We start from the raw sequence: 22,770 nt of genomic DNA on the forward strand, positions 1-22,770 counted from the left end.
TGCTTTGGTTTAGGACGAAGCACCCGATTCTTTTACCGTAGTGGTCAAATGAGTTAGCAGAAACAGCAACTTTGGCAAAATTCAGTATTCCTTACAATACCCTTAAATGTTCCAGTAATTCGTTCCTTACGGCCTTGCTTAGTGGGATATATTTTGAATTGATGATGACGTAATTTTTACCAATCTCATCTATATGGTTTAGGTTAACCAGGAAAGACCTGTGAATGCGCAGGAAGTTGGAATTCAAAAGTTTTTCATCCACTTCCTTCAAAGTAGTGACCAGCAGGTATTTTCTGGTTCGGGTGTGCAACCTGCAATAGTTTCTGTCTGCTTCCACATATTGAATATCCATCAGTGAAATGCGAAGCATTTTATCCCGGTCCCTGATAAAAATGCGGTCTTTCAGAATAAAATGTTCTGCCCGGGGAGGTGCCAGCTGTGCAGGTTTTATTTGCTTAAAGGTTTTCTTTAATCGCTTCTGAAAATTAAGCTGGGAAAGCTTCTTCAGCAACTTCTCTGCGGGTTGTTCCTCTTTAAAACGCAATACCGGGAAAGCCGAATTTTTCGAATTCGACTCAAAGCCGTTCAAGGTTCCGGAAAGACGGTCTTCAAGCAGAACCAAATCTGGCGCCTCCTGTTTAATAAAACTTAAAGCCTCCTTGGCTCGTGAAAAAATGCCGGTGATTTGATAACCCAGTTGATCCAGCTGCAGGGATAATTTGGCAGCCCTGCATAAATTATTTTCAACTATGACTATCCTCGTATCTCTTTGCATATGGAAAGCTTTGCATAAAGATACTGAAACTATTGTTAATCAGGCTTTTATATTAGGATGATATTAATCAGCTTTAGTGGATTTTGGATAAAAATTAGGCAGGGTAAGGTGGTATTTTACAGCTAAAAGCCTGATGATTATAACGATCAGGGAAGTGACCACATAGATCACATCGATGTTTACCTGGTAGCGGTGCATGATCACGAAGAACAGTCCGCCAATGATACATGCAGTTGCATAAAGTTCTGCCTTGCGGAAGATAACGGGAATTTCATTACACAGGATATCCCTGATCACACCTCCAAAAGCACCTGTCATACCCCCAAGGGCAATGGAAATCAAAGGATGCAGGCCATTCTGTATTCCGGTTTCCACACCGGTTATAGTGAATACTCCAAGACCAATGGTGTCAAATAGAAAAAGAGACTTTTTAAGATATTCCAGTTTGTTGCGAAAAATGATCGCTATAATGACCGAAATGCCTATCAAATAAACATAAAATAAGTTGTGCATCCAGTTAACAGGTGTCTGGCCAATTAAAACATCTCTTAAGGTACCGCCACCTGTAGCGGTAACAAAACCTATGATAAAAATACCAAAAAGGTCCATGCGCCTGTTCATAGCTGCCAGGGCACCGGAAATGGCAAAAGCGACGGTACCAAGCAGGTCGAAGATGTTGAACAAACTCATTTCCATACTTGGCAAAGGTAATTTTATCTTTTAATTTTGTTCAGGCTCAGGCAGTTTTTGCCCTGATTTTTGGCCTTTATTAACAAATAGAGGATCTTAATAACAATCATTGTAAGTTTTTGATTAAACTACCTACTTTTACAAAAGTGAAAAATAAGTAAGATGAGCGAAAATACTGAAAGAATAAAATGTTTGATCATAGGTTCAGGTCCTGCAGGTTACACCGCTGCGATCTATGCGGCGCGTGCCGATATGAAACCTGTGATGTATACAGGTCTTGAACCAGGTGGGCAGCTTACCACTACAACCGAAGTGGATAATTTTCCAGGCTACCCTCAGGGAATTGATGGACCAAAGATGATGATGGATCTTCAGGAACAGGCCGAGCGTTTTGGAACTGAAGTTCGAATAGGAATGATCACTGAAGTGGAATTTTCAAAGGAATTTGGTGGCATCCACAGGGCCTGCGTAGATAACAAGACCTGGATCGAAGCTGAAAGTGTGATCATATCTACCGGCGCTACCGCTAAATACCTTGGTTTGCCAAGCGAACAAAGATTGCGTGGGGGAGGAGTATCTGCCTGCGCCGTTTGCGACGGATTTTTCTATAAAGGCCAGGATGTTGCCATCGTAGGAGGTGGAGACACTGCTGCAGAAGAGGCAACCTATCTTGCCAATATCTGTAACAAGGTGACCATGCTGGTTCGTAAAGATTATATGAAGGCTTCTAAGGCCATGCAACACAGGGTTGAAACCACGAAAAATATAGACCTTAGGTACAACACCGAAGTTGACGAGATCCTTGGTGACCAGGTTGTGGAAGGTTTACGTATGGTAAACAACCAGACCGGGGAAAAAGAGGAGATCAAAATCACCGGATTTTTTGTAGCTATTGGTCACAAGCCAAATACCGATATTTTCAAGGGATGGCTGGATATGGATGAAACCGGATACGTGATCACCAAAGGCAAGACTACTAAAACCAATATTCCTGGAGTTTTTGCTTCGGGAGATGTTCAGGATAAGGTATACAGGCAGGCGATCACAGCAGCTGGAACCGGTTGTATGGCAGCGCTTGATGCAGAAAGATACCTTGCAGAGATCGAAACCGAAGAAGACATCGAAAAACCTCAAACCAGGCCAGAAACCGTATAAGTTTGAGAAGTGTATATAAATAGAAAATCCCGCATTTGCGGGATTTTTTGCTTTTCAGGGCTCTCTGTTAGTTATCGGTTTTGACCTTGACCTCGTCTCCGTCGATCTTTACTTTAGACTCGCTGCCATCGGCCCGATCTACCTTCTTTTTATATTCGTCTTCGTCTTTTTTGATCTTGATCTCATCTCCCTCGGGCGTTTCGATTTTTATCTTATCACCTCCGTCTTTCACTTTCACCTCGTTATTTGGATCTTCCATCATTTGCTCAACTTCAGATTTCTCTTCTTCGTTTGCAGCATTTCTGCACGAAACAAAAGCAAGACTCAAAAAAAGTACTATACCAAGATTTCTTATTATACCTTTCATTTTTATCTGTTTTTAAATGAAGAGGTAAAAATAGGTTATCACTGCTTGCGCAGGATATTTTTTGGAAAACTTTAATAGTAAAGATTTATTTGAACAGGCCGCTGCTGAATTCTTTTTTTGAAATACTTGCTTCTCCTTTAAATTCCAGAATTTCGATCTTTGGCTCATTATAAATTTCGATCTCGCTATCTCCGGTAGCATGAATCCTGAGCGTTTCGGTAACATTTATCTTTAATTCGCAATCTCCCTGGGCCAGTACTTCGGCCTGTGAACTGCTAAGATTTTCACCATCGAATTTGGATGACTGGTCTGCTCGAACCTGTAATTCCTGGATTTCTCCCTCAATACTGGCCGAGCCCTTTTCGTAAAGATCGATCTCGAAGGCCGGACTGTTGACGAGGGCTTCCACCTGGGAAGATTTGTTGATCTGGAACCGAGCTTTTTCCGAATTGATATTGAGTTCAGATTTTGAATCATCATGCTGGGTAAGGCTGAAAACCCTGGCTTTGATGGTAAAGTAAGCCCTTGCTTTATCCTTTACCTGAAGGCTTAGATCACCGGAATAAATATCCTGAAGCCCGGAAATCTCTACCTCGTCTTCTGCTGTGATACTTTTGAGACTGTCAGTAAACGTGATTCTAAGTTCCTGTCTTTTGGCCTTCTGAAATTCCTTAACCGGTTTGATCACCAGGACACCGTCAAGAACTTCGGTAAGTATATAATCGTGTAGGTTATCATCGGCTTCGATCTCTACCATAGGTTGGTTTCCTTTAAGGATACCTACTTCCAGTTCGCCAGACACTTTTATGGAGTGGAATGTTGAAAGATCGTATTGCTCGGTTTTCACATTCCGGCTGCCTTTTAATTTATCCTGGGCATTCGAAGGAACTACGAATAATAGCAGAAATAAGGGTAGAAATTTATACATATTGAAGATTTAGATTTATCAAATATAAAAAAAGCCTCCGCGAGGAGGCTTTTTCTTTGGAAGATTAGCTGTTCAATATGTGTTGTTTGACCTGAAGTTCCTTAAAAACCTCGACCTGCTCTATCTGAGGATCGCTTTGTGCTGTTTCAGATTGAATCATTTCCTGTCCGAAAAAAATTCCCATCAAAAAACTAATTAAAAGGTTGATCAATGAACTCATGACTAATTGTTATTAATTTCGATTCCGTTGCTGTCTATGGTGATTCGATGAGCTTTTTTATCGTTCACTTCAATTCCTTCTTCATTCACTCGAATGTTCACTTCCTTTCCATCCACATCAACCCTGGCGTTAAAGTCGTCTGAAGGGTCGTTGTCTTCAGTTTCATCTCCCCAGTTTTCGTTGGAATCCTCATCCCAGCTTTCTACCGGACAGTCTTCACAGCTGGTCTCACCTTCGAGTACCTTCAGGAAATGCTCTTCCTCGCCGCTAATAAGAATATCCCCATAGTAATCGGCGTTTCTATGGAAAGATGACGTATTATCATCAGCAAAGAAAGTGATCCCCTCCGGGAGGAAGACCGTTACCTGTACTTCCTGATCCCTGTAGCCAAAGCTGGAATCGGAGGTGAAATAACTGTCCAGTAACAATTCGTTCCCTAAAAGACTCGTGGAATAATTGATGTTTTCGGCACGTTCTCGCGCATCCTGGAAATCTTTTCCTTCTGCCGATTTAAGCACCTCGATCTTTCCAATGGAATCCTTCGTAGACTTCACGATAAGCCTGATGTCGTTACCCACCAGTACCTTGTTGCCATTTTCATAGGCAACCCTGAAATCGGAACTTTTCCAGGTCTTCCTGGAAAGTTCCGGGTTGTTACGCATTCTCAGGAAAAGAGTGTCCTCTGGAGTAACCATCAGGTTCTCAGAGCTGGCAACTTCCCCATCAAATGCACGGTGAGTAGCCTGGCTGACACCTATTACACTTAAACCTATCACCGAAATTAACCACAGTCCCAGCAGGGTAAGCGAAGCTATCCTTCCTATGGACTTCAGGTTTTTCACCAGGATCTTTAGTCCTAATACGAACAGGAAGAAAAACGGGATTCCAACTGCAAAGAACGTGAGTAAGGATATTAACCATAATGGAGCGCCGCTGTTCACCATATCTATATAATCGGTCCATGGTGCGTCTACGATCCCGAAGGTGCCTACTGCGAACAGCCCAACAAAAAGAGCGATTAAGGTAGAACCTGCGATTAATAATAATAAGATCCCAACGAATTTTACGATCAGTTTCAGACAGAACTTGATAATATTACCAAGGGTTGTAGCTGCCGAGCTGGCTCCGGCGCTTGCCTGCCTTCCATATCTCTCGTAGTCTACATTTTTTATACTATCTGAAACCTCGTGAAAACCCTCACGTATCTTCTTTTCGATATTGCTGATGGTAACCTCCTCTCCGCGCATGGCCAGTTTATCGGCCGTGGTTTTTGCTTCCGGAACAAAGATCCAGAAGGCGATATAAATAAGGATAAAGGCACCACTGGAAAAAATGGTCAAAAGAATCCACAAAAGGCGCACCCAGATGGCTTCTATTCCCAGGTAGTGTCCCAGTCCGGAGGAAACTCCGCCAACATATCCGTTTTCAGTATCTCTGAATAATTTTTTACCCACCGATTTCGTGCTTCGGCTTCTTCCCGGTTCATCGTCGAAGATCTCATCATCTACCAGGTAATCTTCGGGTTGTCCCATTATAGTGATGACCTCTTCAACTTCCTTACTGCTTATTACCTGCCGTTCATTCTTGATCTTTTCATTAAATAATTCAGCAATACGGGCCTCGATATCAGAGATGATCTCATCGCGTCCCTGCGTATTGGAGAAAGAATGCCTTATTGCCTCCAGATACCTCTGTAACTTGGCATATGCATCCTCATCTATATGAAAGAAAATGCCGGCAAGATTTATATTTACTGTCTTATTCATGGTTCTTCTTTTTTTGAGTGGTTACAATGTTCACTGCTGTTTGCAGTTCATCCCAGGTTCCGGTTAATTCCCTGAGAAAAATTTTCCCGGTCTCGGTGAGACCATAATATTTACGTGGTGGCCCGCTGGAAGACTCTTCCCATCTATAGGAAAGAAGTCCTGCATTCTTAAGCCTGGTTAGAAGAGGGTAAATGGTCCCTTCTACCACCAGCAACTTGGCGTCTTTAAGCGTATCCAGAATCTCGGCCACGTAGGCGTCTTCATCCCGGAGAACCGAGAGAATGCAATATTCCAGTACACCCTTACGCATTTGGGCTTTTGTGTTCTCTATCTTCATAGTGCTTGTTTTTGTGTAGAATTAAACTGTTCATTTTTTGATTGATTGAATTGATGATTACTTTGTGGATCAATAGATCCTAAAAAATTGATGGTTAATGGATATTTATATGCTTTACCTTCATGAGCACTGATACTGGCAGATATCACGGTGAATATTTCAAGAATAAAAAGACCCAGTAAGATAATCCCCAGGATACTGATGATCACTATAAATGGAATAGCTTTTGAAAAATCACCTAGCATGAACTGGTCGTCTCCAAAATAGAAGGGTTTTCCTTCTCCTAATTGTAATCCAAAAAACAGGATCGTTACAGCTCCTGCCGCAATTAAGAATACCGAGTAGAGAAAGATGCTTAACTGAAAGTTCAAGGCATTTCTTCCATGATGATCTACAAAAGGGTCTTCCTTGCGGCTTAGCCATAACAGCGTTGGAAAAATGAAATTCCCCAACGGGATAAAGAACTGTGAAAATACCGATAGATGAAGTACGGTTGCCAGAGTCCTGTTTTGATTGATGTTTGTTGATGATGTCATTGATGTTGTTTTTAATTATTTCCTTAAAGGAACATATTGGTTATAAAAAATAGATAGATGAATGCTATAACCATATAGATCTGAAATTTTCGGCTTATTCCAAATTCGGAATTTGTGTAAGCCATTGCTGAATTGATTGATGATGTTTTCATGACTTTTTGATTTGATGATATATAACCTATTAGAATCTTATACAAATATATATCTAAAAGAAGGTATTATGCAAAACAAAGTACCTAAATTTAACAAAATATTAGGAATTTAAGGCTGGATAATATTTCCTATTTTTACAATTGAACCAATCAAAAAACCATTAAATGAAGCTTTCTCCCTCAAAACTGAACAACTTCCTGATGCTGAAACTGCCAAGTGCCTGGCTGTGTGGAGTGAGAGTAAAACATATAGACCAAACCGAATGCGAGGTAGGAGTGACCCACCGGTGGATCAACCAAAATCCTTTCAATTCCATGTATTTCGCGGTACAGGCCATGGCCGCCGAACTTAGTACGGGCGCTTTGGTGATGAACCGCATCCAGGCATCCAATGAGAAAATTTCCATGCTGGTGGCGCAGAATCGATCAACTTTTTCTAAAAAGGCAACCGGCAAAATCCGATTTACCTGTTATGATGGAAAAAAGGTTAATGAAGCCCTTGAGAAGACCATCGCTAATGGAGAAGGACAAACCTTCTGGATGAAGTCTGTAGGTATCAATGAAGAAGGAGTGGAGGTTTCAGTCTTTGAATTCGAGTGGACCGTAAAGCTTAAGAGTCCTAAGCAATAAGCTGAAAGCTTAATAGCACTATTAATAGAATAACAACCATGCTTAGAGCTATAGGCTTTAAGCCAAAAGCTTAACATAATGAACGCACACGAAATAGACTACCAGATATTTGGCGAAGAGATGCAATATGTAGAACTGGAATTGGATCCACAAGAAGCGGTGATAGCCGAGGCAGGAAACTTTATGATGATGGATGAAGGCATTAAGATGGATACCATTTTTGGTGACGGCTCTAAACAGAATGAAGGCTTTCTTGGTAAAGTAATTGGGGCCGGAAAGCGCCTGCTTACCGGTGAAAGCCTTTTTATGACCATCTTCTCGAATGAACTACAGGGCAAAAAACGAATCAGCTTTGCATCTCCATATCCAGGAAAGATCATACCCATTGACCTGACCCGATTTAACGGGAAATTCATTTGTCAGAAAGACGCTTTTTTGTGTGCCGCGAAGGGAGTAAGTATTGGTATCGAATTTAGTAAGAAAATTGGAAGAGGATTTTTTGGAGGAGAAGGTTTTATCATGCAAAAGGTTGAAGGTGATGGTCTCGCTTTTGTTCATGCAGGTGGGACTATGGCCAAAAAAGAATTACACGCCGGGGAAAAACTTAAAGTGGATACGGGATGTATCATAGGTTTCACTCAAAGCGTGGATTATGATATCGAATTCGTAGGTGGCATCAGGAACACCGTTTTTGGAGGAGAAGGTTTGTTCTTCGCTACCCTTACAGGCCCGGGAACTGTTTTTATTCAATCCCTGCCTTTTAGTAGATTGTCGAGCAGGATTCACCAGGCGGCACCTCAGGGTGGTGGTAAGGATAAAGGAGAAGGTAGTATCCTTGGTGGTATAGGAGACGTTTTGAGCGGCGATAACCGATTTTGATTTTGTTAAAATCCTACAAAATTGTTAAACTATAATTAGATTTAGTATATTTAAGACATTAAAATCACTAAGCCTATAGTACACTTCTACTTTTTTATCAACCTAACTTTAACTTAAACTATTTCAAATTATGGCGAGAGCGATGTTTGAATACACCAAGACTGTACTGGATAAGGTAAGTTTTGATGCAAACTTGTTCTGCAAGGAGGTTCGAAAGGCCATTCAACGTTTACTGCCTCACGAAATTGAGGAATTAAGACTTTGGATCCTGGCTTTAACCCGGCAGAATCCCGAACTAAATCAATGTTTAATTTATTTAAATACCTAACAAAAAAAAGCGGCCTCAGGCCGCTTTTTCTAATTTAGTTTAAGCTCCTTTTTATTGTTTAATGGGCTTATGATCTTAACGTTCTGGAAGGTAATAGCTCCTTTAACCACGCCTGCTATGGTACTTCGCAAGGCTTCGATGATCTGCATCTTTAATTCACTGCGGTTATAAATAAGACTTACCTCACGGGCAGGCACCGGATCTTTGAACATTTTGAGGTTCTTTTTATCCTTTTCTTTCATATCAAGAGTATGCAGGTAGGGCAAGAGGGTCATCCCCAGTCCTTCATTGGTAAGTTTGATCAGGGTTTCAAAACTTCCGCTTTCCAGCTGTAATTGCTCTTCCTCGTAATCCCTGGATGCCTTGCATAGGTTGATAACCCCATCTTTAAAACAATGCCCGTCTTCCAGCAGTAACATATCGTTGATATCAAGCTCTGTCACATCTAATTTATCTGACTTGTGTAATGAATGACCTTCCGGAATATAACCTACAAAGGGTTCATAGTACAGGACGTTTTCCTTAATTCCTTCAAGCTCCAGTGGAGTAGCGGCAATAGCGGCGTCCAGGTGGCCTTCCTTAAGCTTTTCCAGGATGGCTTCGGTATGTAATTCCTCGATCTTAAGCTTGACCTTTGGATATTTATTGATGAAATTCTTGATGAACATTGGCAGTAGAGTGGGCATAACCGTTGGTATCACTCCTAAGCGGAAAATTCCGCCAATAAATCCTTTTTGCTGGTCAACGATATCCTGTATCCTGTCGCTTTCGTTTACAATGTTCCGGGCCTGCTGAACGATCTTCTGTCCAACCTCGGTAAGCTGTATGGGTTTTTTGGTCCTGTCGAAAATAGTAACTTCCAGTTCCTCTTCCAGTTTCTGGATCTGCATGCTTAAAGTAGGCTGGGTTACGAATACCTTTTGCGCAGCCTTGGTGAAGTTCTTATGTTCGGCTACGGCAAGTACGTAATGAAGCTGGGTTATGGTCATGATGTTTAATTTACGCTTACAAAGTTATAGGTTTTTCTTATTCTATTTAAGTTTTAACTATGTTTTATCTATGAAAAAACCCTTCCTGACAGGAAGGGTTTCAGCAGATGAAAAAATGAATAGTCCTTTGATTGATGATAAACGATTATAACCTGATCTCGACCTCTTTTTGACCGCCCTCGTAATCGAATTTCGCTTCGGCCCAGCTGGGAGGACCATACTGAAAATTACTTCCGCTGGTTCCGAAACTTTCCATAGGCATACCCGATGAGTCAAAGTCCATACGACCATTTCCATTTTTGTCGTGGAGTACTACAACAGCATAAGTTCCCGCAGGTACATTTTCAAATACCACTTTTGCCCGTCCGTCTGTGATCGATGCTTTACCAGAAAAGTCAGGTTCCTGTTTCATGAACTTATCGGCGGTATAAAGGGCGAAAAGAACCTCTCCCTCAGCACTGGTCAAATTGGTGACCTGCGCGCTGATGTTTCCGGTGTTTTGTGCCTGGGACAGGGTGCATGATCCTACTGCGATTGCTAATAATACGATTAGAGTTTTCATAATACTTTAGTTTTTTGATTATGAAACAAACCTAAGCCTGGAATTCCCGTTTTAAAAAACCAACTTACCGAATTGTAGAAATCAGTGGTCGAACTGTTAGAGAAGTCCCCTTGCTTTTATTTCCAGGTATTTATTGATGGTGTTGATGCTTAGTTTCTGCGGAGGTGTTAGCAATGCCTGGATACCATGTCTTTCAAGTTCCCGAACCATAAGGTTCTTATCATGGGTGAACTGCTCTGCAATAACCTGGTGTGCACTTTCGCTGGTATTGGTTGGTTCTATGTTGTTGAGCCTGGTAAGCTCGGTGTTTTCAAAGAAAATCACAACCAGGAGGTGTTGTTTAGCCAGAGCTTTTAGATAGGGAAGTTGCCTGTTTAAAGCCGACATATGTTCAAAATTGGTATATAACAGCAGCAGGCTTCGATGACCAATGTGTTTTCTTAACCTTGAATACAACAGGCTGAAATCACTGTCGTAAAACCCGGTGTTCACGTTATAAAGAGCCTCCATGATATTGTTGAGCTGACTCAATTTTGAACTGGCTTTGATCAAACTGTCCACCTTGTTGGAGAAGGAGAGAAGGCCAACTTTATCCTTTTTTTTCAGGGCAACGTTTGAAAAAGCCAGACTGCTGTTGATGGCGTAATCCAGAAGGCTTAGGCCTTCAAAAGGCATTTTCATCACTCGCCCACAGTCTATGACCGAATAGATTGGTTGCGACCGTTCATCCTGGAACTGATTGACCATCAGACTCGATTGCTTGGCTGTCGCCTTCCAGTTAATTGTGCGGGCGTCATCGCCTCTAACATATTCCTTGATCTGTTCAAATTCCATGGTATGACCAATACGCCTGATGCGTTTAATGCCGTGTAGGCTAATCTTTTGATCCATGGCCAGAAAATCAAGTTTTTTCATCTGGGCAAATGACGGATAGACCTTTACCATGGCTTCACTGTCAAAAATATAGCGTCTTTTTACCAGTTTCAAAATACTACAAACGTAAATATTGAGGCCACCAAATTTATATTCACCACGTTGAACCGGCCTTAAGAAATAGTCAAATTGTACCCGATCCCTTGCAGGCAGCTCAAGCTTTTTTAAAAAATCCCTTTTCTGAAACTGAACCGGGATCTCATCGATCACCTTAGCGAAAACCTTGAAAACATGTTTATTTTCTATAATTACTTCGACCCTGTTATTATCTGAATTTGAAAACTTCTCTGGCAGTATTCGTTCAGCTTTAAGGAGATTCGATCTATAAAGGCTTATCAGTTCAGTAAATACAAGAATTAGGAGAATAGCCGAAACAACCCAGTTTACCGGGTATAGCCATCCAAACCAGAAGGATAATAGAAAGAAAAATGCGATGGCGAAAAGGGCGTAAAAAAACCGCTCACTAAAGTATATGGATCTTATAAACCGTATCACTAACGAGGGATTTCAACAGACTGAGTGATCATATCGATTACGGTTCCGGGCGTCATTCCCTCCATTTCCCGGTCTGGAGACAAAATAATTCGGTGACCAATCACAGGTTTTAATGACTGTTTAATATCCTCGGGGATTACGAAATCACGTCCTGAAATAGCAGCAAAAGCCTTCGCTGCATTCATGATCGCTATAGAAGCCCTGGGACTGGCACCCAGGTAGAGGTGAGGATGATTCCTGGTCTTATTCACCAGTTCTGCTATGTAATTCAGCAGTTTTTCCTCGATAATAATAGAATGGATCTGCTCTTTTAAACCGGCAATCTTTTCCGGGCTTAAAACCGCTTCAATTTCAGCCTCGGGTAATTTTCCCTTCCTGTTATGGTGTGTTTGAAGAATTTGTACCTCTTCCTCTAAATTTGGATAATTCACGTCTATTTTAAAAAGGAACCTGTCCAGCTGGGCTTCGGGTAGGGCATAAGTACCTTCCTGTTCAATTGGATTCTGGGTAGCCAGGACCATGAATGGCGGCTCCATCGTATACATTTGTCCATCTATGGTGACCTGTCTTTCCTCCATCGCCTCGAAAAGCGCAGCCTGGGTTTTGGCCGGTGCGCGGTTTATTTCATCGATCAGGATGATATTAGAAAAAATAGGACCCTTCTTAAATTCAAATTCTGAAGTTTTCATGTTGAAGACCGAAGTTCCAAGGACATCGCTCGGCATCAAATCTGGTGTGAACTGTATCCGGCTAAACTCGGTTTGAAGGCATTTGGCGAATAATTTGGCGGTAATCGTCTTTGCGACTCCGGGAACTCCCTCTATGAGAACATGACCATTGGATAAAAGGCCGACAATTAGGAGTTCCACAAAATTTTCCTGACCAACTATCACTTTTGAAAGCTGGTCTTTTAGATTTTGAACCGAGTCCTTCAGGTCATCCAGGGGAATCCTGTTTTCAAATTTTAATTCTTCGCTTTGATTGGGATTATTGTTTTCCATTTGATGCTTTAAATGAGTTGATGCATTTGCTGAGTTCAAAGAACTCCTGTTTTGAATTGTTCTTGCTTTGCTGAAAAGTACGTATTCTATCAAAAAGTCGCTTTGTTTCTTCCAGACTATTTCCGCTCTTTGCGGCCAGGTTACGCTGAAAATCACTATTAGGATTACCGGTTTCCATCCTGTATTGATTGCGGATGAATTCTTCGAACAATGCGATTTTCTTCAGCCCGAGTTCATGGAATCTTTTCTGTTCCAGGTAAAGACTTGAAATAGTTTTGGTGAATTCAACACTTTTGTTTTTTGCCGGTGAAATCTCTGGGATTGCTCGTTGTTTCCTTTTTCCTTCAAAAAGTATAAATAATATCGCGGCCAGTATCATGAAATAGTAAGCCCATTTTAAGGACCGGTTATTCAGTAGAATATATAAAGGGGAGGTGAAAAAACTTTTGCCAGATTTATAATAGGCGTCCCAGAGGATAGGTTCAGCATGTAAATATGCGAGCAAAGCCTCTGGATATCGATAATTCTTGTCCTTTAAGAGAAAGTAATTACTAAATGCCTGCGGAACGGAATGTAAATAGATCTCACCTTCGCCAAAGTCGGTTTTTATGAAATTCAGGTATTTTTGGGGGTCTTCCAGGTCGAATTGAGAAGTACCCAGTGCAACCTGGCTGCTGGTATCGATCTTACTGAAGTAGACTGAAGGCAGGTCCTGGTCGAATTCGATACTCTTTTCCAGTTCAAGATCTGGATTAACCAGGTTCATTTTTGGCCTGGAGGTGAATGCTTTAGCGTCTATATAAGAGCTCAGTTCCAGGTTAAGGGTATCCTCCAGGTTTTCCCCAAAACCATAACTCGAAATGAACAGCCTGTTTCCTGCTGAAACCCATGACAGCAAACGATCGAGCTCATTATCATCAAAACCTACACGATCGTTCAGGAAAAAATAGGTGCCTTCAGGCGCATCTGAATCCAGGAATTCATACGGCGGAATTTCAATTTCCCTGATCTCCGGGTTGGTCTCCTTCCAGCTCTCAAAGAAAATTCGGGCGCCCAGAGGTATCCTGTCCAGATTCGTATAGCTGGGAGTCCAGTTGATGGGTTCTGGTTCAGTGCTTTCCAGCCAGGTTATAGAAATTACCAAGAACAGGAACATTCCAAGGGCTATTTTGTAGGTCCTATTCATAAGCTTCCTGTTTTAGGTGCCTATCCATTCGGGAAAAGCCTTTTTCAGCCAGGTGAAAATCAGGTTCCGAAACATCAAAACTGCCGTACCAGATGAATTCGTATAATTTACTAATCTCGGAAAACTGCCGTTTTAAAGCCTCATTCTTTATCTCCTCCAGGTAATCTTTATTGGTCTTTTGGAAGGCATAAGCTATTAAATGCTTTTCATCCAGTTTGCGCAGGCTGTTGAGGTAATGGTACCTTACGGCAAGTCTATACTGTTTATTCCCGATGGCCTTACTGATAAGTGCCGGAAGATCTTCTCCCTTTACGAGTTCTTCTTCTTCTGAAATAAAAACTTCGGAAGGCCTTTGAGTACGTAAAACCTGTTTCCCCGGGTTAAGCCGTGAAAACAGCCATGCTATAAGGCCAAGTAATAATAGCAGTAACAGGTATGGAATGATGGAAATGAAAAAAGCCAGCAGGGAATTGGGTTGATATTCTCCAAATAACCAATTGATGAACTGGTTATATTTCGCGTTCAGCCATTTTTTGAACCGGCTCCACCAGCTTTCTTTTACATTAACTTCTATATAGGAATATTCAGGTTGAGACCTATACTCTTCGATCTTTTCACGATCGAATGCTACTGGTTCCAAATCTGAATCCAGGTCGTATTGTATTTGCCGGGTTTCAGAAATACTATCGGCATCCTGTGCAGAAAGACTTCCGCAGGCGATCAAAAGAATTACTATTAAGAGGATTTTTTTCAATTTTAGTTCTTTCCCAGGTTTTCTATAGCTTCGTAAGTTCCGGTGAAATTTTGCTTTTCATTCAGGTCAAAATAAATAAGTGCGAAACCTACGGGGGTAATACTGTATATAATATACTGGATAATGGAGGTTATGACGTTCAACACTACAAAACCGGTTCCGAACATATTGCTGCCATCACTGGCAGAGTGCTCAGTCGCGCTTATTATGGTTTTAAAGATCATGTAAATTATTGCGGGTAACTGGAAAACCAGCCCAATAAGATAAACGATAAGAGCTACACAAAGGATACTTGCAAAGGTCATCCACCAGTTTTGTTTGATAAGCTGGAAACTGTGGGAAATGCTTTCACCAATGCCTTTCCTTTCAAAAACCAGGATCGCGTTGACCATGCTCATTGGCACTGCCAGGTAGATACCGGGAATTAGGAAGAACATAAAGCCGGCGATCATGATAATCCATGAAAGAAAGGTTAATAGCAGGAGTTTACCAAAGTCGGTTTTCATACCTTCCACCACTTCGGTTTCCACGATCTCACCCTTATGCCTGTTATAAGATTTAATGATGTGGTAGACAGTGCCTGTTACTGTTGATACATACAGCATATAAGCAAGGTAAAGCACAAGCATGGGAATGAGGATCCCGCTAAAGCCATTTCCTTCGCCATAGATACTGCCCATAGTTGCAAAGGAATAATACGCGATCGCGGCGACCAGTACCAGGAATACCGGACCCACGACCTTAAGAAGTATCTTACTGGCCAGCTTATAATTTTCTCTAATGAATTTGAAGGTAAGGCTTAAGATCTCTCCCAGCTCATGGTGTTTCTTGAATTTGATGTAATCCTGAGTCATTTTTGGATTTTTTTAATAGGTATAAGGGATAGTAAACATAATAGAAAATTATAAGAGCCAGTGAACCGGTAATGATCAGGATCGCAAGCCAGTCTGGCATTCCGGTGATACGGGTAACAAAGCCCTCCAGGAAACCAGCGACAATAAAGAACGGGATGGTGCTTATTACGATCTTCATTCCATCCTTAACACCCATGGTAAAGGATTTGAGCCGGGTGTAAGTGCCGGGGAACAGGATGCTTTTTCCCACCACAAGGCCTGCACAACCAGCCACGATGATCACCGAGATCTCGATGGTGCCGTGAATCCATATTGTTCTGGCAGACTCCCAAAGCAATCCCTTTTCATAAAAGAAATACTGAAAACTGCCCAGCATGATCGCATTTTGCATAAGCAGGTAAACCGTTCCCAGGCCGGCCAGGATTCCCAGTGAAAATGCCATCAGGGAAACTTTGATATTATTGATGGTTATGCCCAGGAACATATCGGTTTCAGCCATTTTTTTATAAACGGCCATGGGATCATTGTTCGCAATGTTCTCCAGGGTCATATTTACATAGGCATCTCCAAGTATAGACCTGACAAAGGCCGAATTGGTCGACGAACTATAGGCACCAATAAGGGTGAAAACGCCAAAGATCAGGAAACTCAGCAACAGCTGTTTCTGGTATCTATGAAACTGGGAAGGGAACTCAAGGCTAAAGAACCTGATGAGCCTGTTTCCAGATTCTTTTTTGTTGCCATAAATATACTGATGTGCCTTTGAAGCCAAACCGTTTAGATACCGGGCCGTATTGCTTTTGGGATAGAACGTACGGGAATAACTAAGGTCGTCGCTTAACTCTATATAAATGTCTGAAAGTTGTTCTGGAGGCAGGCTTCGATAATTTTGAAGGAGGCTTTCATACTTAACCCATTTATCTTTATTTTGCTTTATAAAAGCAGCCTCGCGCATTTTTTCTGAATTAAACCCAAAGTAACATATTTAATGGATAATTTTCAAATCGAAACTGCTCAAAATATAAGCATAGAGCAAAATGTGGCGGGAATAGGGGAACGCATCCTGGCTTTTTTTGTTGACCTGGCAATCATCGTCGTCTATATGGTGATGGCAGGTATTATGATGGGTGCTCTTAGCAATATAGGCAGCAGCGAATTTATGTATTATTTGGTCCTGGGCCTGCCTTCGTTTTTATATTATTTGATTTGGGAAACCACCTGGAACGGCCGCACGCCCGGAAAAGCACTTTTACATATCAGGGTAGTGAAATTAGACGGCACTCGTCCCGAATTTTCAAATTTCCTGGTAAGGTGGTTATTAAGAATCATAGACATCAGCTTAACCAGTGGTGGGGTAGCAGTGGTGACTATATTACTGAACGGGAAAGGTCAGCGTCTTGGCGATATCGCGGCCGGAACCACGGTAATTTCTGAAAGAAGTGATCTAAATCTGGGACAAACCCTCATGGTGGAGATCCCTGAAGATTACCAGCCAAAATACCCTCAGGTGACGGTTTTGAGCGACACTGATATCCAGGAAGTGAAGAACCTGTACCGAACTGCAAAACGCGAAGGTCAGCATCATATCATCCTATCTCTTAGCCAAAAATTAGAAGAATTGCTGGAGGTTAAAATAGAAGAACGCCCTATTGATTTTGTGAAACGCGTGATCCAGGATTATAATTACTACACGCAACGTTAATTAATCCAGAATCTCGACTTCCATTTCAATATTATCGATAGGCCATTCAGAATTACCGGTTTTTACCTGCGCGATCTTTTCAGCCACATCCATTCCGTTTATCACCCTTCCAAAAACCGTATGATCATTATTGAGATGCGGTGTACCGCCTTTATCCATCACGATAAAGAATTCAAATGGTGAAGAGGCCTTGCTCACATTCTGTTCAGCATATTTGGCTGCTGAAAATGCTCCGTAGGTGTGCTTATGCCCGGCATCAAATTCGCTTGGAATAAGATAATTTCCAACATCGCCGCGGTTTCTGGCAGTGATGCGGTTGTCAGCATTTCCACCCTGGATCACGAAACCAGGTGCCACCCGGTGAAAGAAAGTGTCGTTAAAATAGTCGTTTTTTACCAGCATGATGAAATTTGCCCGGTGAAGAGGGGTGTCGCGATATAACTGAACGTCAATATTTCCAAATTTGGTCTTGATTCTAACCTTTGTTTCGGGATTCTCTTTTCCGTATTCGAGCATGGTAGGAATAAATTCTTCCTGTACGATAGGAAACATAGGATTCTGTTCGATCTTTGTTTCCTCGTCAGATTTTGCCAATTCCTTTTTTCTTAATTCGAATATACTATCCCTGGCTCGCTGGATAGAGTCTTCTTTCCGTTGCTTTTTCAATTCTTCCGCTGTTGGCTGTTTATTAGCTTTAGAAGAAGATTGCTTATCTTCACAACTTGCTAAAACCGCAAAAAAAACAATTGCAAAAAAAGAAAGATTTCTAAACATGGAATTCGAAATTTTTAAAAACAGAATTTCAAAGTTAAAAAAAATGCCGCTTCCCGGGGAAGCCGCTCATAGAAAACTGGCTCCAATGCTTCGAATCCAGGAATTGTCCCAGATTAATATGGCTGAACGAAACCCGCAGCAGGCAGGTGTAATGGCCGTTTTTTATCCTGGTTCAGACAGGAACACTCAACTGGCTTTGATTTTACGAACCGCTTATGAAGGGGTGCATTCCAGGCAGGTAGGTTTTCCGGGAGGAAGACTGGAGAAGAGTGACCGTGATCTCAAAGAAACAGCTTTAAGGGAGACGGAAGAAGAAATAGGAATTCCCAGAGATCATATACAGGTGATCAAAAAGCTAACTAAGCTCTATATCCCACCTTCCAATTTCTGGGTTCAACCATACCTTGGACTGGTTGAAAATAACCCGCGAATGATTCCGCAGGAATCTGAAGTGGAAAAGATACTGGAGGTGAGTTTATTCGATTTCCTGGATGATAAGAATTTGATAAGTGAGAACCTCACGACTTCTTACGCCAAAAACATACAAGTGCCAGCCTATAAACTTAACGGCTACGTGGTTTGGGGTGCTACAGGCATGATGCTAAGTGAGATAAGAGAAATGCTTTTAAAGATCCAATAGGAAAGGAAATTAGTATATTTGTCGGCAATTCTTTTCGGAATTTGCAAAATTGAAGTGAAAATCATGGGATTGTTGAAGAAAAACCCGTTTGGACATTATCTGATATTAAAGAAATGGCTAATTCGAATATTTGGAGTGCTTACCCATAGAAGATATCGAGGATTCAATGAATTACAGATTGAAGGCTCAGAGATTATCAAAAACCTGCCTCCAACCAATGTGCTTTTCGTATCCAATCACCAAACCTATTTTGCCGATGTTACTGCCATGTTCCATGTTTTTAATGCCAGCCTTAGCGGCAGGGTAGACAGTATCAAGAATGTTGGTTATATCTGGCAACCTAAACTTAATATTTATTACGTTGCTGCCAGGGAGACCATGAGAGCGGGTTTACTTGCAAGGATCATGGCCTATGCAGGTGCTATTACCGTAGAGCGCACCTGGCGGTCTAAAGGAAAAGAGATAAAAAGAGAGGTGAATCCCAATGATACCGAAAATATTGGGAAAGCCCTTGAAGATGGTTGGGTGATCACCTTTCCGCAGGGAACTACCAAGCCATTCAAACCTATTAGAAAAGGAACGGCGCATATTATAAAAAACCATAAGCCTATCGTCATCCCTATCGTGATAGATGGTTTTCGAAGATCTTTTGACAAGAAAGGATTGCGCATAAAAAAACGTGGAATTCTTCAGAGTTTTCAGATCAAGGAACCGCTGGATATCGATTATGAAAATGAATCGATTGAAGAGATCGTTGAAAAGCTGGAGTACGCGATTGAACAGCATCCTTCGTTCCTAAAGGTTATTCCTGCCGAGGAGATCCAGGCTATGGAAGATCTCAACGAGCAGAGACGTTGGGGGTATTAAATACATTCAAATAAAAAAGGCCCGGCATAGCAGGCCTTTAAATTAAAACAGATACCTAATTAATTAATCCCTAACTTCTTGAGTTCTTTGTAGTTCTTGTTCAAACGACGAAGCAAAATTCCATAAACCACCCGGTAGAGCAACCATATTATTCCAAGAATGATTGCTAGGGCCAGTAGTGTCCCACCTATAAAAAGTATCCATTGTTTCGTGTCAAAGGACATATCGGTTCCATTGGAATCGGCCGTCAATGCATGCGAACGAATCATCAGTACGAAGGTTGCTAAAAATACGATCCCGGTGGAAATCAGGATAAAACCTATATAATATTTTACGGTTTTAATGGTTCTGATAATATTCTGCATTAAAATTCTCGCACTTTCTGTAGCAGAGATACGCTGGTAGTTCCTGTAAAACCTGTATATAAAATAAAAGGTTATTAAATAAGAAATTATATATACGGCTATGGTGAATTCAGTAAGCCCGTATTTCTCCATTTCAGCCCAATATTCCTCGTCTACCAGAATGATATTAAGCGCAGCTCCAAGAATAAATTCCAGAATACTAATAACAAATATCCATTTTACGATAGAGGAAGATTTCTTCCATATCATTTTGTAGAGTTGGTCGTAGGATAGATGAGGAAGGTTCGCCTCCTGTTTCTTCCAATCCTTTTTTAACAGATCTAGGTTATCCATATACTATCAAGGATTAATAATATTCTTTAATTTTGTTTTTATTCTATTCATTCTTACCCGTGCGTTCACCTCACTTATTCCAAGGGTTTCCGAGATCTCTGAATAATTCTTGTCTTCCAGGTAAAGAAAAACCAGGGCTTTATCTATATCATTGAGTTCCCGAATTGCGTCGTACATCAATTTTAAGTGCTTTTCGATCTCATCATCATAAGGTTCGGCCTTTATTTTAAAGTGAACACTGTCATAATCCTGGGTTTTAATGCTTCTCTTTTTTTTGCGGTAAAGAGTAATGGCAGTGTTCAGGGCTACGCGGTACATCCAGGTGCTAAACTTGGCATCCCCCCTGAATTTGGGATAGGCCTTCCACAGCTGAATGGTTATCTCCTGGAAAAGATCATTGTGAGATTCCTGGTCATGAGTGTAAATCCTGCAGATCTTGTGCGCTATGTTCTGATGCTTCTCCAGGTTCTTTACAAACTGATGTTCTAATTCCTTGTTCACGAAAGTTTGGTTAGCAAAGGATAGGTACCTAAAATAGAGGTTTTGTTACAAAAAACTTTAATTTAAAGTTAATCGCTCCTTAATTACTTCTATAAATATTAAATTTGGATAAAACCCGCCGAATACATGAATATCCCAAAAACCAGTCTGCCAAGAGTTGTAATTATAGGAGGTGGTTTCGCCGGAATGGCACTCGCACGCAAGATCCTTAAAGAAGATATGCAAATGGTCTTACTGGATCGCCATAATTATCATACTTTTCAGCCTTTGTTATACCAGGTCTCCACTTCAGGGCTGGAACCTGATTCGATCGCCTATCCTTTAAGAAAAATAACCCGTTCCAGCGAGAAATGTTTTTTTCGGCTTGCAGAGGTTAAATCCATTTCTGCCGAAGAGAATACGGTTCATACCAATATTGGTGATCTGGTCTATGATTACCTGGTGATCGCCACTGGTTCCAAAACCAATTTCTTCGGAAATGAAAGTATCGAGAAGCATGGTATCTGGATGAAAACAGTTCCGCAGGCATTGAATATTCGAAGCCTGATCCTTGAAAATCTCGAACAGGCCACTATTACTGATGATCCTGAAAAAAGAAAATCCTTATTGAATTTTGTGCTGGTTGGGGCCGGGCCTACAGGGGTTGAGTTAAGCGGTGCGATAGCCGAGCTGCGAAACCATATAGTGCCAAGAGATTATCCAGATCTTGATCCAAATGAAATGAACATTCATTTACTGGAAGGGCTGGACAGGGTATTGCCACCTATGAGTGAACATGCTTCAGAAAAGGCGCATGAGATGCTCGAAGAACTGGGAGTGAAGATTCACCTGAATACTATGGTGGAGTCTTATGATGGCCATCTTGTAGAAACCAATACCGATCTCGCCATCAAGACCGAAACCTTTATCTGGTCTGCGGGGGTAACCGGAGCCCCGGTCAAGGGATTGAACGCATCGGCCATAGTTGAAAAAGCGAATAGATATGAGGTTAACGCCTTTAACCAGGTAAATGGTTATGAGAACATTTTTGCTATTGGTGATATTGCGCTTATGCAAACCGAAGAATTTCCAAAAGGTCATCCTATGGTTGCTCAACCTGCTATCCAGCAGGGAAAACATCTGGCAAAGAACATCAAGCGTTTAATAAGAGGGGAGAAGCTGGAAGCTTTTGAATATTTCGACAAGGGTACCATGGCAACCGTGGGTAGAAACCGAGCTGTCGTAGACCTTCATAAATGGAAATTTTCAGGCTTTTTTGCGTGGTTCGTATGGATGTTCGTGCATCTGTGGTTCCTGGTAGGCTTTAGGAACAGAACCGTTACCTTTTTCAACTGGATCTATAATTATATCAATTATGACAAGGCAGCGAGACTTATCATCAGGCCATTTAAAGGCCACGAGGAGCGAATGAGCCTTGATAAGGAAAAAGTTTAAAAAAAATCCCCGCTTCAAAAGGCGGGGATTTTTTTATCGATTCTTTCTGATCTCCTTGTTATAATCTGAAGCCAGATCGGTTTTTTGTTTTTCGGTTAAAACCTTGCCAGCCATCTGAAAGACCTCATGCTCTTCTTCGTCCAGGTGATGAATAAGCTGATGCTCCAGTTCCTTGGCGATCTTCAGCCAGTTGGAAGCGTCCATTTCAGTATCTTCCAGCTTTTCTACCAGTTCATCCATTTCATGGTGTTCGGCTACACTGTGTCTTGCTTTCTCCTGTGTAAGGTCCTTCTCCATTAAAGGCACATAGAAATGTCTTTCTTCGGCATCTTCATGGATCTTCAATTCATGTTTAAGGTCGCTGAATATCTTTTTTCGTTCCTCGGTCTTTCCTTCAGTTTCGATGAGTTTTGCGATAAGATCCCGCTGAATCTCATGCTCCTGCCTGAGTGCTTCAAAAATGGTCATTCTTTAATTTTTTGGTTTAGCATCCAAGTTATTCATTTAATTGTTAAAGATTATTTAATTTTCAGAAAGGAAAAGCTAAAAGAAACCGAATGACAATTGGGTAAGGAAATCTGACAGTTCAGAAACTATGATTTTAAGTTTTTCCAGTT

General features: G+C 41.4%; 28 protein-coding genes. 8 read left to right on the forward strand and 20 right to left on the reverse strand.

What is annotated here, in order from left to right:
* Window positions 1-91 precede the first annotated feature (91 nt).
* Window positions 92-775, reverse strand: a complete 684-nt coding sequence (locus tag MKO06_RS08930; protein WP_241551838.1) for a LytR/AlgR family response regulator transcription factor — start codon at window positions 773-775, stop codon at window positions 92-94.
* Window positions 776-838: 63 nt separating this feature from the next.
* The gene (locus MKO06_RS08935) at window positions 839-1,471 is read right to left on the reverse strand and encodes a trimeric intracellular cation channel family protein (protein ID WP_241551839.1); all 633 of its coding nucleotides are present in this window, start codon (window positions 1,469-1,471) and stop codon (window positions 839-841) included.
* Between the two features lie 156 nt (window positions 1,472-1,627).
* Here MKO06_RS08935 and trxB point away from each other — a divergent pair, with 156 nt between their 5' ends.
* The gene (gene trxB / locus MKO06_RS08940) at window positions 1,628-2,620 is read left to right on the forward strand and encodes a thioredoxin-disulfide reductase (protein WP_241551840.1); all 993 of its coding nucleotides are present in this window, start codon (window positions 1,628-1,630) and stop codon (window positions 2,618-2,620) included.
* A 67-nt stretch (window positions 2,621-2,687) separates the two neighbouring features.
* On the opposite strand, the gene MKO06_RS08945 is transcribed toward trxB, so the two are convergent.
* From MKO06_RS08945 to MKO06_RS08970, 6 genes are all read right to left on the reverse strand, one after another.
* The gene (locus tag MKO06_RS08945; RefSeq protein WP_241551841.1) at window positions 2,688-2,987 is read right to left on the reverse strand and encodes a hypothetical protein; all 300 of its coding nucleotides are present in this window, start codon (window positions 2,985-2,987) and stop codon (window positions 2,688-2,690) included.
* 85 nt (window positions 2,988-3,072) lie between these two features.
* A complete protein-coding gene (locus MKO06_RS08950) occupies window positions 3,073-3,915 on the reverse strand; it encodes a GIN domain-containing protein (protein ID WP_241551842.1) in 843 nt (280 codons plus the stop codon).
* 222 nt (window positions 3,916-4,137) lie between these two features.
* Window positions 4,138-5,901, reverse strand: a complete 1,764-nt coding sequence (locus tag MKO06_RS08955; protein WP_241551843.1) for a PspC domain-containing protein — start codon at window positions 5,899-5,901, stop codon at window positions 4,138-4,140.
* Window positions 5,894-6,238, reverse strand: a complete 345-nt coding sequence (locus MKO06_RS08960; protein ID WP_241551844.1) for a PadR family transcriptional regulator — start codon at window positions 6,236-6,238, stop codon at window positions 5,894-5,896. The genes MKO06_RS08955 and MKO06_RS08960 overlap by 8 nt, the downstream gene beginning before the upstream one ends.
* Window positions 6,235-6,774, reverse strand: coding sequence for a DUF4870 domain-containing protein (locus MKO06_RS08965; protein WP_241551845.1), 540 nt, complete (start codon window positions 6,772-6,774; stop codon window positions 6,235-6,237). The genes MKO06_RS08960 and MKO06_RS08965 overlap by 4 nt, the downstream gene beginning before the upstream one ends.
* A 23-nt stretch (window positions 6,775-6,797) precedes the next feature.
* Window positions 6,798-6,926 (reverse strand): hypothetical protein, encoded by a 129-nt coding sequence (locus MKO06_RS08970; RefSeq protein WP_256946169.1) that lies wholly within the window; start codon window positions 6,924-6,926, stop codon window positions 6,798-6,800.
* Between the two features lie 165 nt (window positions 6,927-7,091).
* On the opposite strand from MKO06_RS08970, the gene MKO06_RS08975 reads away from it, so the two are divergent.
* The 3 genes from MKO06_RS08975 (at window position 7,092) to MKO06_RS08985 (ending at window position 8,763) form a co-directional block, all read left to right on the forward strand.
* Entirely contained in the window at window positions 7,092-7,556 is a 465-nt protein-coding gene (locus MKO06_RS08975; RefSeq protein WP_241551846.1) for a DUF4442 domain-containing protein, read from the forward strand.
* Between the two features lie 78 nt (window positions 7,557-7,634).
* Window positions 7,635-8,435, forward strand: coding sequence for a TIGR00266 family protein (locus MKO06_RS08980; protein WP_241551847.1), 801 nt, complete (start codon window positions 7,635-7,637; stop codon window positions 8,433-8,435).
* Between the two features lie 130 nt (window positions 8,436-8,565).
* Window positions 8,566-8,763, forward strand: coding sequence for a hypothetical protein (locus MKO06_RS08985; RefSeq protein ID WP_156284810.1), 198 nt, complete (start codon window positions 8,566-8,568; stop codon window positions 8,761-8,763).
* A 29-nt stretch (window positions 8,764-8,792) separates the two neighbouring features.
* Here the strand turns inward: MKO06_RS08985 and MKO06_RS08990 are convergent, their stop codons facing one another.
* The 8 genes from MKO06_RS08990 to MKO06_RS09025 all read right to left on the reverse strand — a co-directional run bounded on the left by MKO06_RS08990 (window position 8,793) and on the right by MKO06_RS09025 (window position 16,492).
* Complete coding sequence (locus MKO06_RS08990) at window positions 8,793-9,752, reverse strand: LysR substrate-binding domain-containing protein (RefSeq protein ID WP_241551848.1); 960 nt, start codon at window positions 9,750-9,752, stop codon at window positions 8,793-8,795.
* A 145-nt stretch (window positions 9,753-9,897) separates the two neighbouring features.
* Window positions 9,898-10,314 carry a DUF2141 domain-containing protein gene (locus tag MKO06_RS08995; RefSeq protein WP_241551849.1) on the reverse strand — a complete coding sequence of 139 codons (417 nt, stop codon included), beginning with the start codon at window positions 10,312-10,314 and terminating at the stop codon, window positions 9,898-9,900.
* 96 nt (window positions 10,315-10,410) lie between these two features.
* The gene (locus MKO06_RS09000; RefSeq protein WP_241551850.1) at window positions 10,411-11,742 is read right to left on the reverse strand and encodes a DUF58 domain-containing protein; all 1,332 of its coding nucleotides are present in this window, start codon (window positions 11,740-11,742) and stop codon (window positions 10,411-10,413) included.
* Window positions 11,742-12,743, reverse strand: coding sequence for an AAA family ATPase (locus tag MKO06_RS09005; protein WP_241551851.1), 1,002 nt, complete (start codon window positions 12,741-12,743; stop codon window positions 11,742-11,744). Before MKO06_RS09005 ends, MKO06_RS09000 begins: the two co-directional genes overlap by 1 nt.
* Window positions 12,730-13,929: a DUF4350 domain-containing protein gene (locus MKO06_RS09010; RefSeq protein WP_241551852.1), complete on the reverse strand. Its 1,200-nt coding sequence runs from the start codon at window positions 13,927-13,929 to the stop codon at window positions 12,730-12,732. Before MKO06_RS09010 ends, MKO06_RS09005 begins: the two co-directional genes overlap by 14 nt.
* Window positions 13,922-14,683: a DUF4129 domain-containing protein gene (locus MKO06_RS09015; protein WP_241551853.1), complete on the reverse strand. Its 762-nt coding sequence runs from the start codon at window positions 14,681-14,683 to the stop codon at window positions 13,922-13,924. The genes MKO06_RS09010 and MKO06_RS09015 overlap by 8 nt, the downstream gene beginning before the upstream one ends.
* A 2-nt stretch (window positions 14,684-14,685) precedes the next feature.
* On the reverse strand, window positions 14,686-15,537 hold the full coding sequence (locus tag MKO06_RS09020) for a YciC family protein (protein WP_241551854.1): 852 nt from the start codon (window positions 15,535-15,537) through the stop codon (window positions 14,686-14,688).
* On the reverse strand, window positions 15,500-16,492 hold the full coding sequence (locus MKO06_RS09025; RefSeq protein WP_241551855.1) for a stage II sporulation protein M: 993 nt from the start codon (window positions 16,490-16,492) through the stop codon (window positions 15,500-15,502). Before MKO06_RS09025 ends, MKO06_RS09020 begins: the two co-directional genes overlap by 38 nt.
* A gap of 33 nt (window positions 16,493-16,525) precedes the next feature.
* Here MKO06_RS09025 and MKO06_RS09030 point away from each other — a divergent pair, with 33 nt between their 5' ends.
* Window positions 16,526-17,239: an RDD family protein gene (locus tag MKO06_RS09030; protein ID WP_241551856.1), complete on the forward strand. Its 714-nt coding sequence runs from the start codon at window positions 16,526-16,528 to the stop codon at window positions 17,237-17,239.
* Here MKO06_RS09030 and MKO06_RS09035 read toward each other — a convergent pair whose 3' ends face one another.
* Window positions 17,240-18,013 (reverse strand): peptidylprolyl isomerase, encoded by a 774-nt coding sequence (locus tag MKO06_RS09035; protein ID WP_241551857.1) that lies wholly within the window; start codon window positions 18,011-18,013, stop codon window positions 17,240-17,242. It lies immediately after the preceding gene.
* On the opposite strand from MKO06_RS09035, the gene MKO06_RS09040 reads away from it, so the two are divergent.
* Both MKO06_RS09040 and MKO06_RS09045 read left to right on the forward strand, forming a co-directional pair.
* Entirely contained in the window at window positions 18,012-18,653 is a 642-nt protein-coding gene (locus tag MKO06_RS09040) for an NUDIX hydrolase (RefSeq protein ID WP_241551858.1), read from the forward strand. The two genes, MKO06_RS09035 and MKO06_RS09040, sit on opposite strands and share 2 nt — an antisense overlap.
* A gap of 63 nt (window positions 18,654-18,716) precedes the next feature.
* On the forward strand, window positions 18,717-19,520 hold the full coding sequence (locus tag MKO06_RS09045) for a lysophospholipid acyltransferase family protein (protein WP_241551859.1): 804 nt from the start codon (window positions 18,717-18,719) through the stop codon (window positions 19,518-19,520).
* 59 nt (window positions 19,521-19,579) lie between these two features.
* On the opposite strand, the gene MKO06_RS09050 is transcribed toward MKO06_RS09045, so the two are convergent.
* Together MKO06_RS09050 and MKO06_RS09055 are read right to left on the reverse strand one after the other, a co-directional pair.
* Complete coding sequence (locus MKO06_RS09050; protein ID WP_241551860.1) at window positions 19,580-20,218, reverse strand: hypothetical protein; 639 nt, start codon at window positions 20,216-20,218, stop codon at window positions 19,580-19,582.
* A gap of 6 nt (window positions 20,219-20,224) precedes the next feature.
* Window positions 20,225-20,719, reverse strand: a complete 495-nt coding sequence (locus tag MKO06_RS09055; RefSeq protein ID WP_241551861.1) for an RNA polymerase sigma factor — start codon at window positions 20,717-20,719, stop codon at window positions 20,225-20,227.
* Window positions 20,720-20,845: 126 nt separating this feature from the next.
* On the opposite strand from MKO06_RS09055, the gene MKO06_RS09060 reads away from it, so the two are divergent.
* Window positions 20,846-22,153 (forward strand): NAD(P)/FAD-dependent oxidoreductase, encoded by a 1,308-nt coding sequence (locus MKO06_RS09060; protein ID WP_241551862.1) that lies wholly within the window; start codon window positions 20,846-20,848, stop codon window positions 22,151-22,153.
* Window positions 22,154-22,186: 33 nt separating this feature from the next.
* Here the strand turns inward: MKO06_RS09060 and MKO06_RS09065 are convergent, their stop codons facing one another.
* Window positions 22,187-22,621, reverse strand: coding sequence for a hemerythrin domain-containing protein (locus tag MKO06_RS09065; RefSeq protein ID WP_241551863.1), 435 nt, complete (start codon window positions 22,619-22,621; stop codon window positions 22,187-22,189).
* Window positions 22,622-22,770: the final 149 nt, after the last annotated feature.

It is taken from the genome of Christiangramia oceanisediminis (assembly GCF_022570735.2).
Taxonomy (GTDB): domain Bacteria; phylum Bacteroidota; class Bacteroidia; order Flavobacteriales; family Flavobacteriaceae; genus Christiangramia; species Christiangramia oceanisediminis.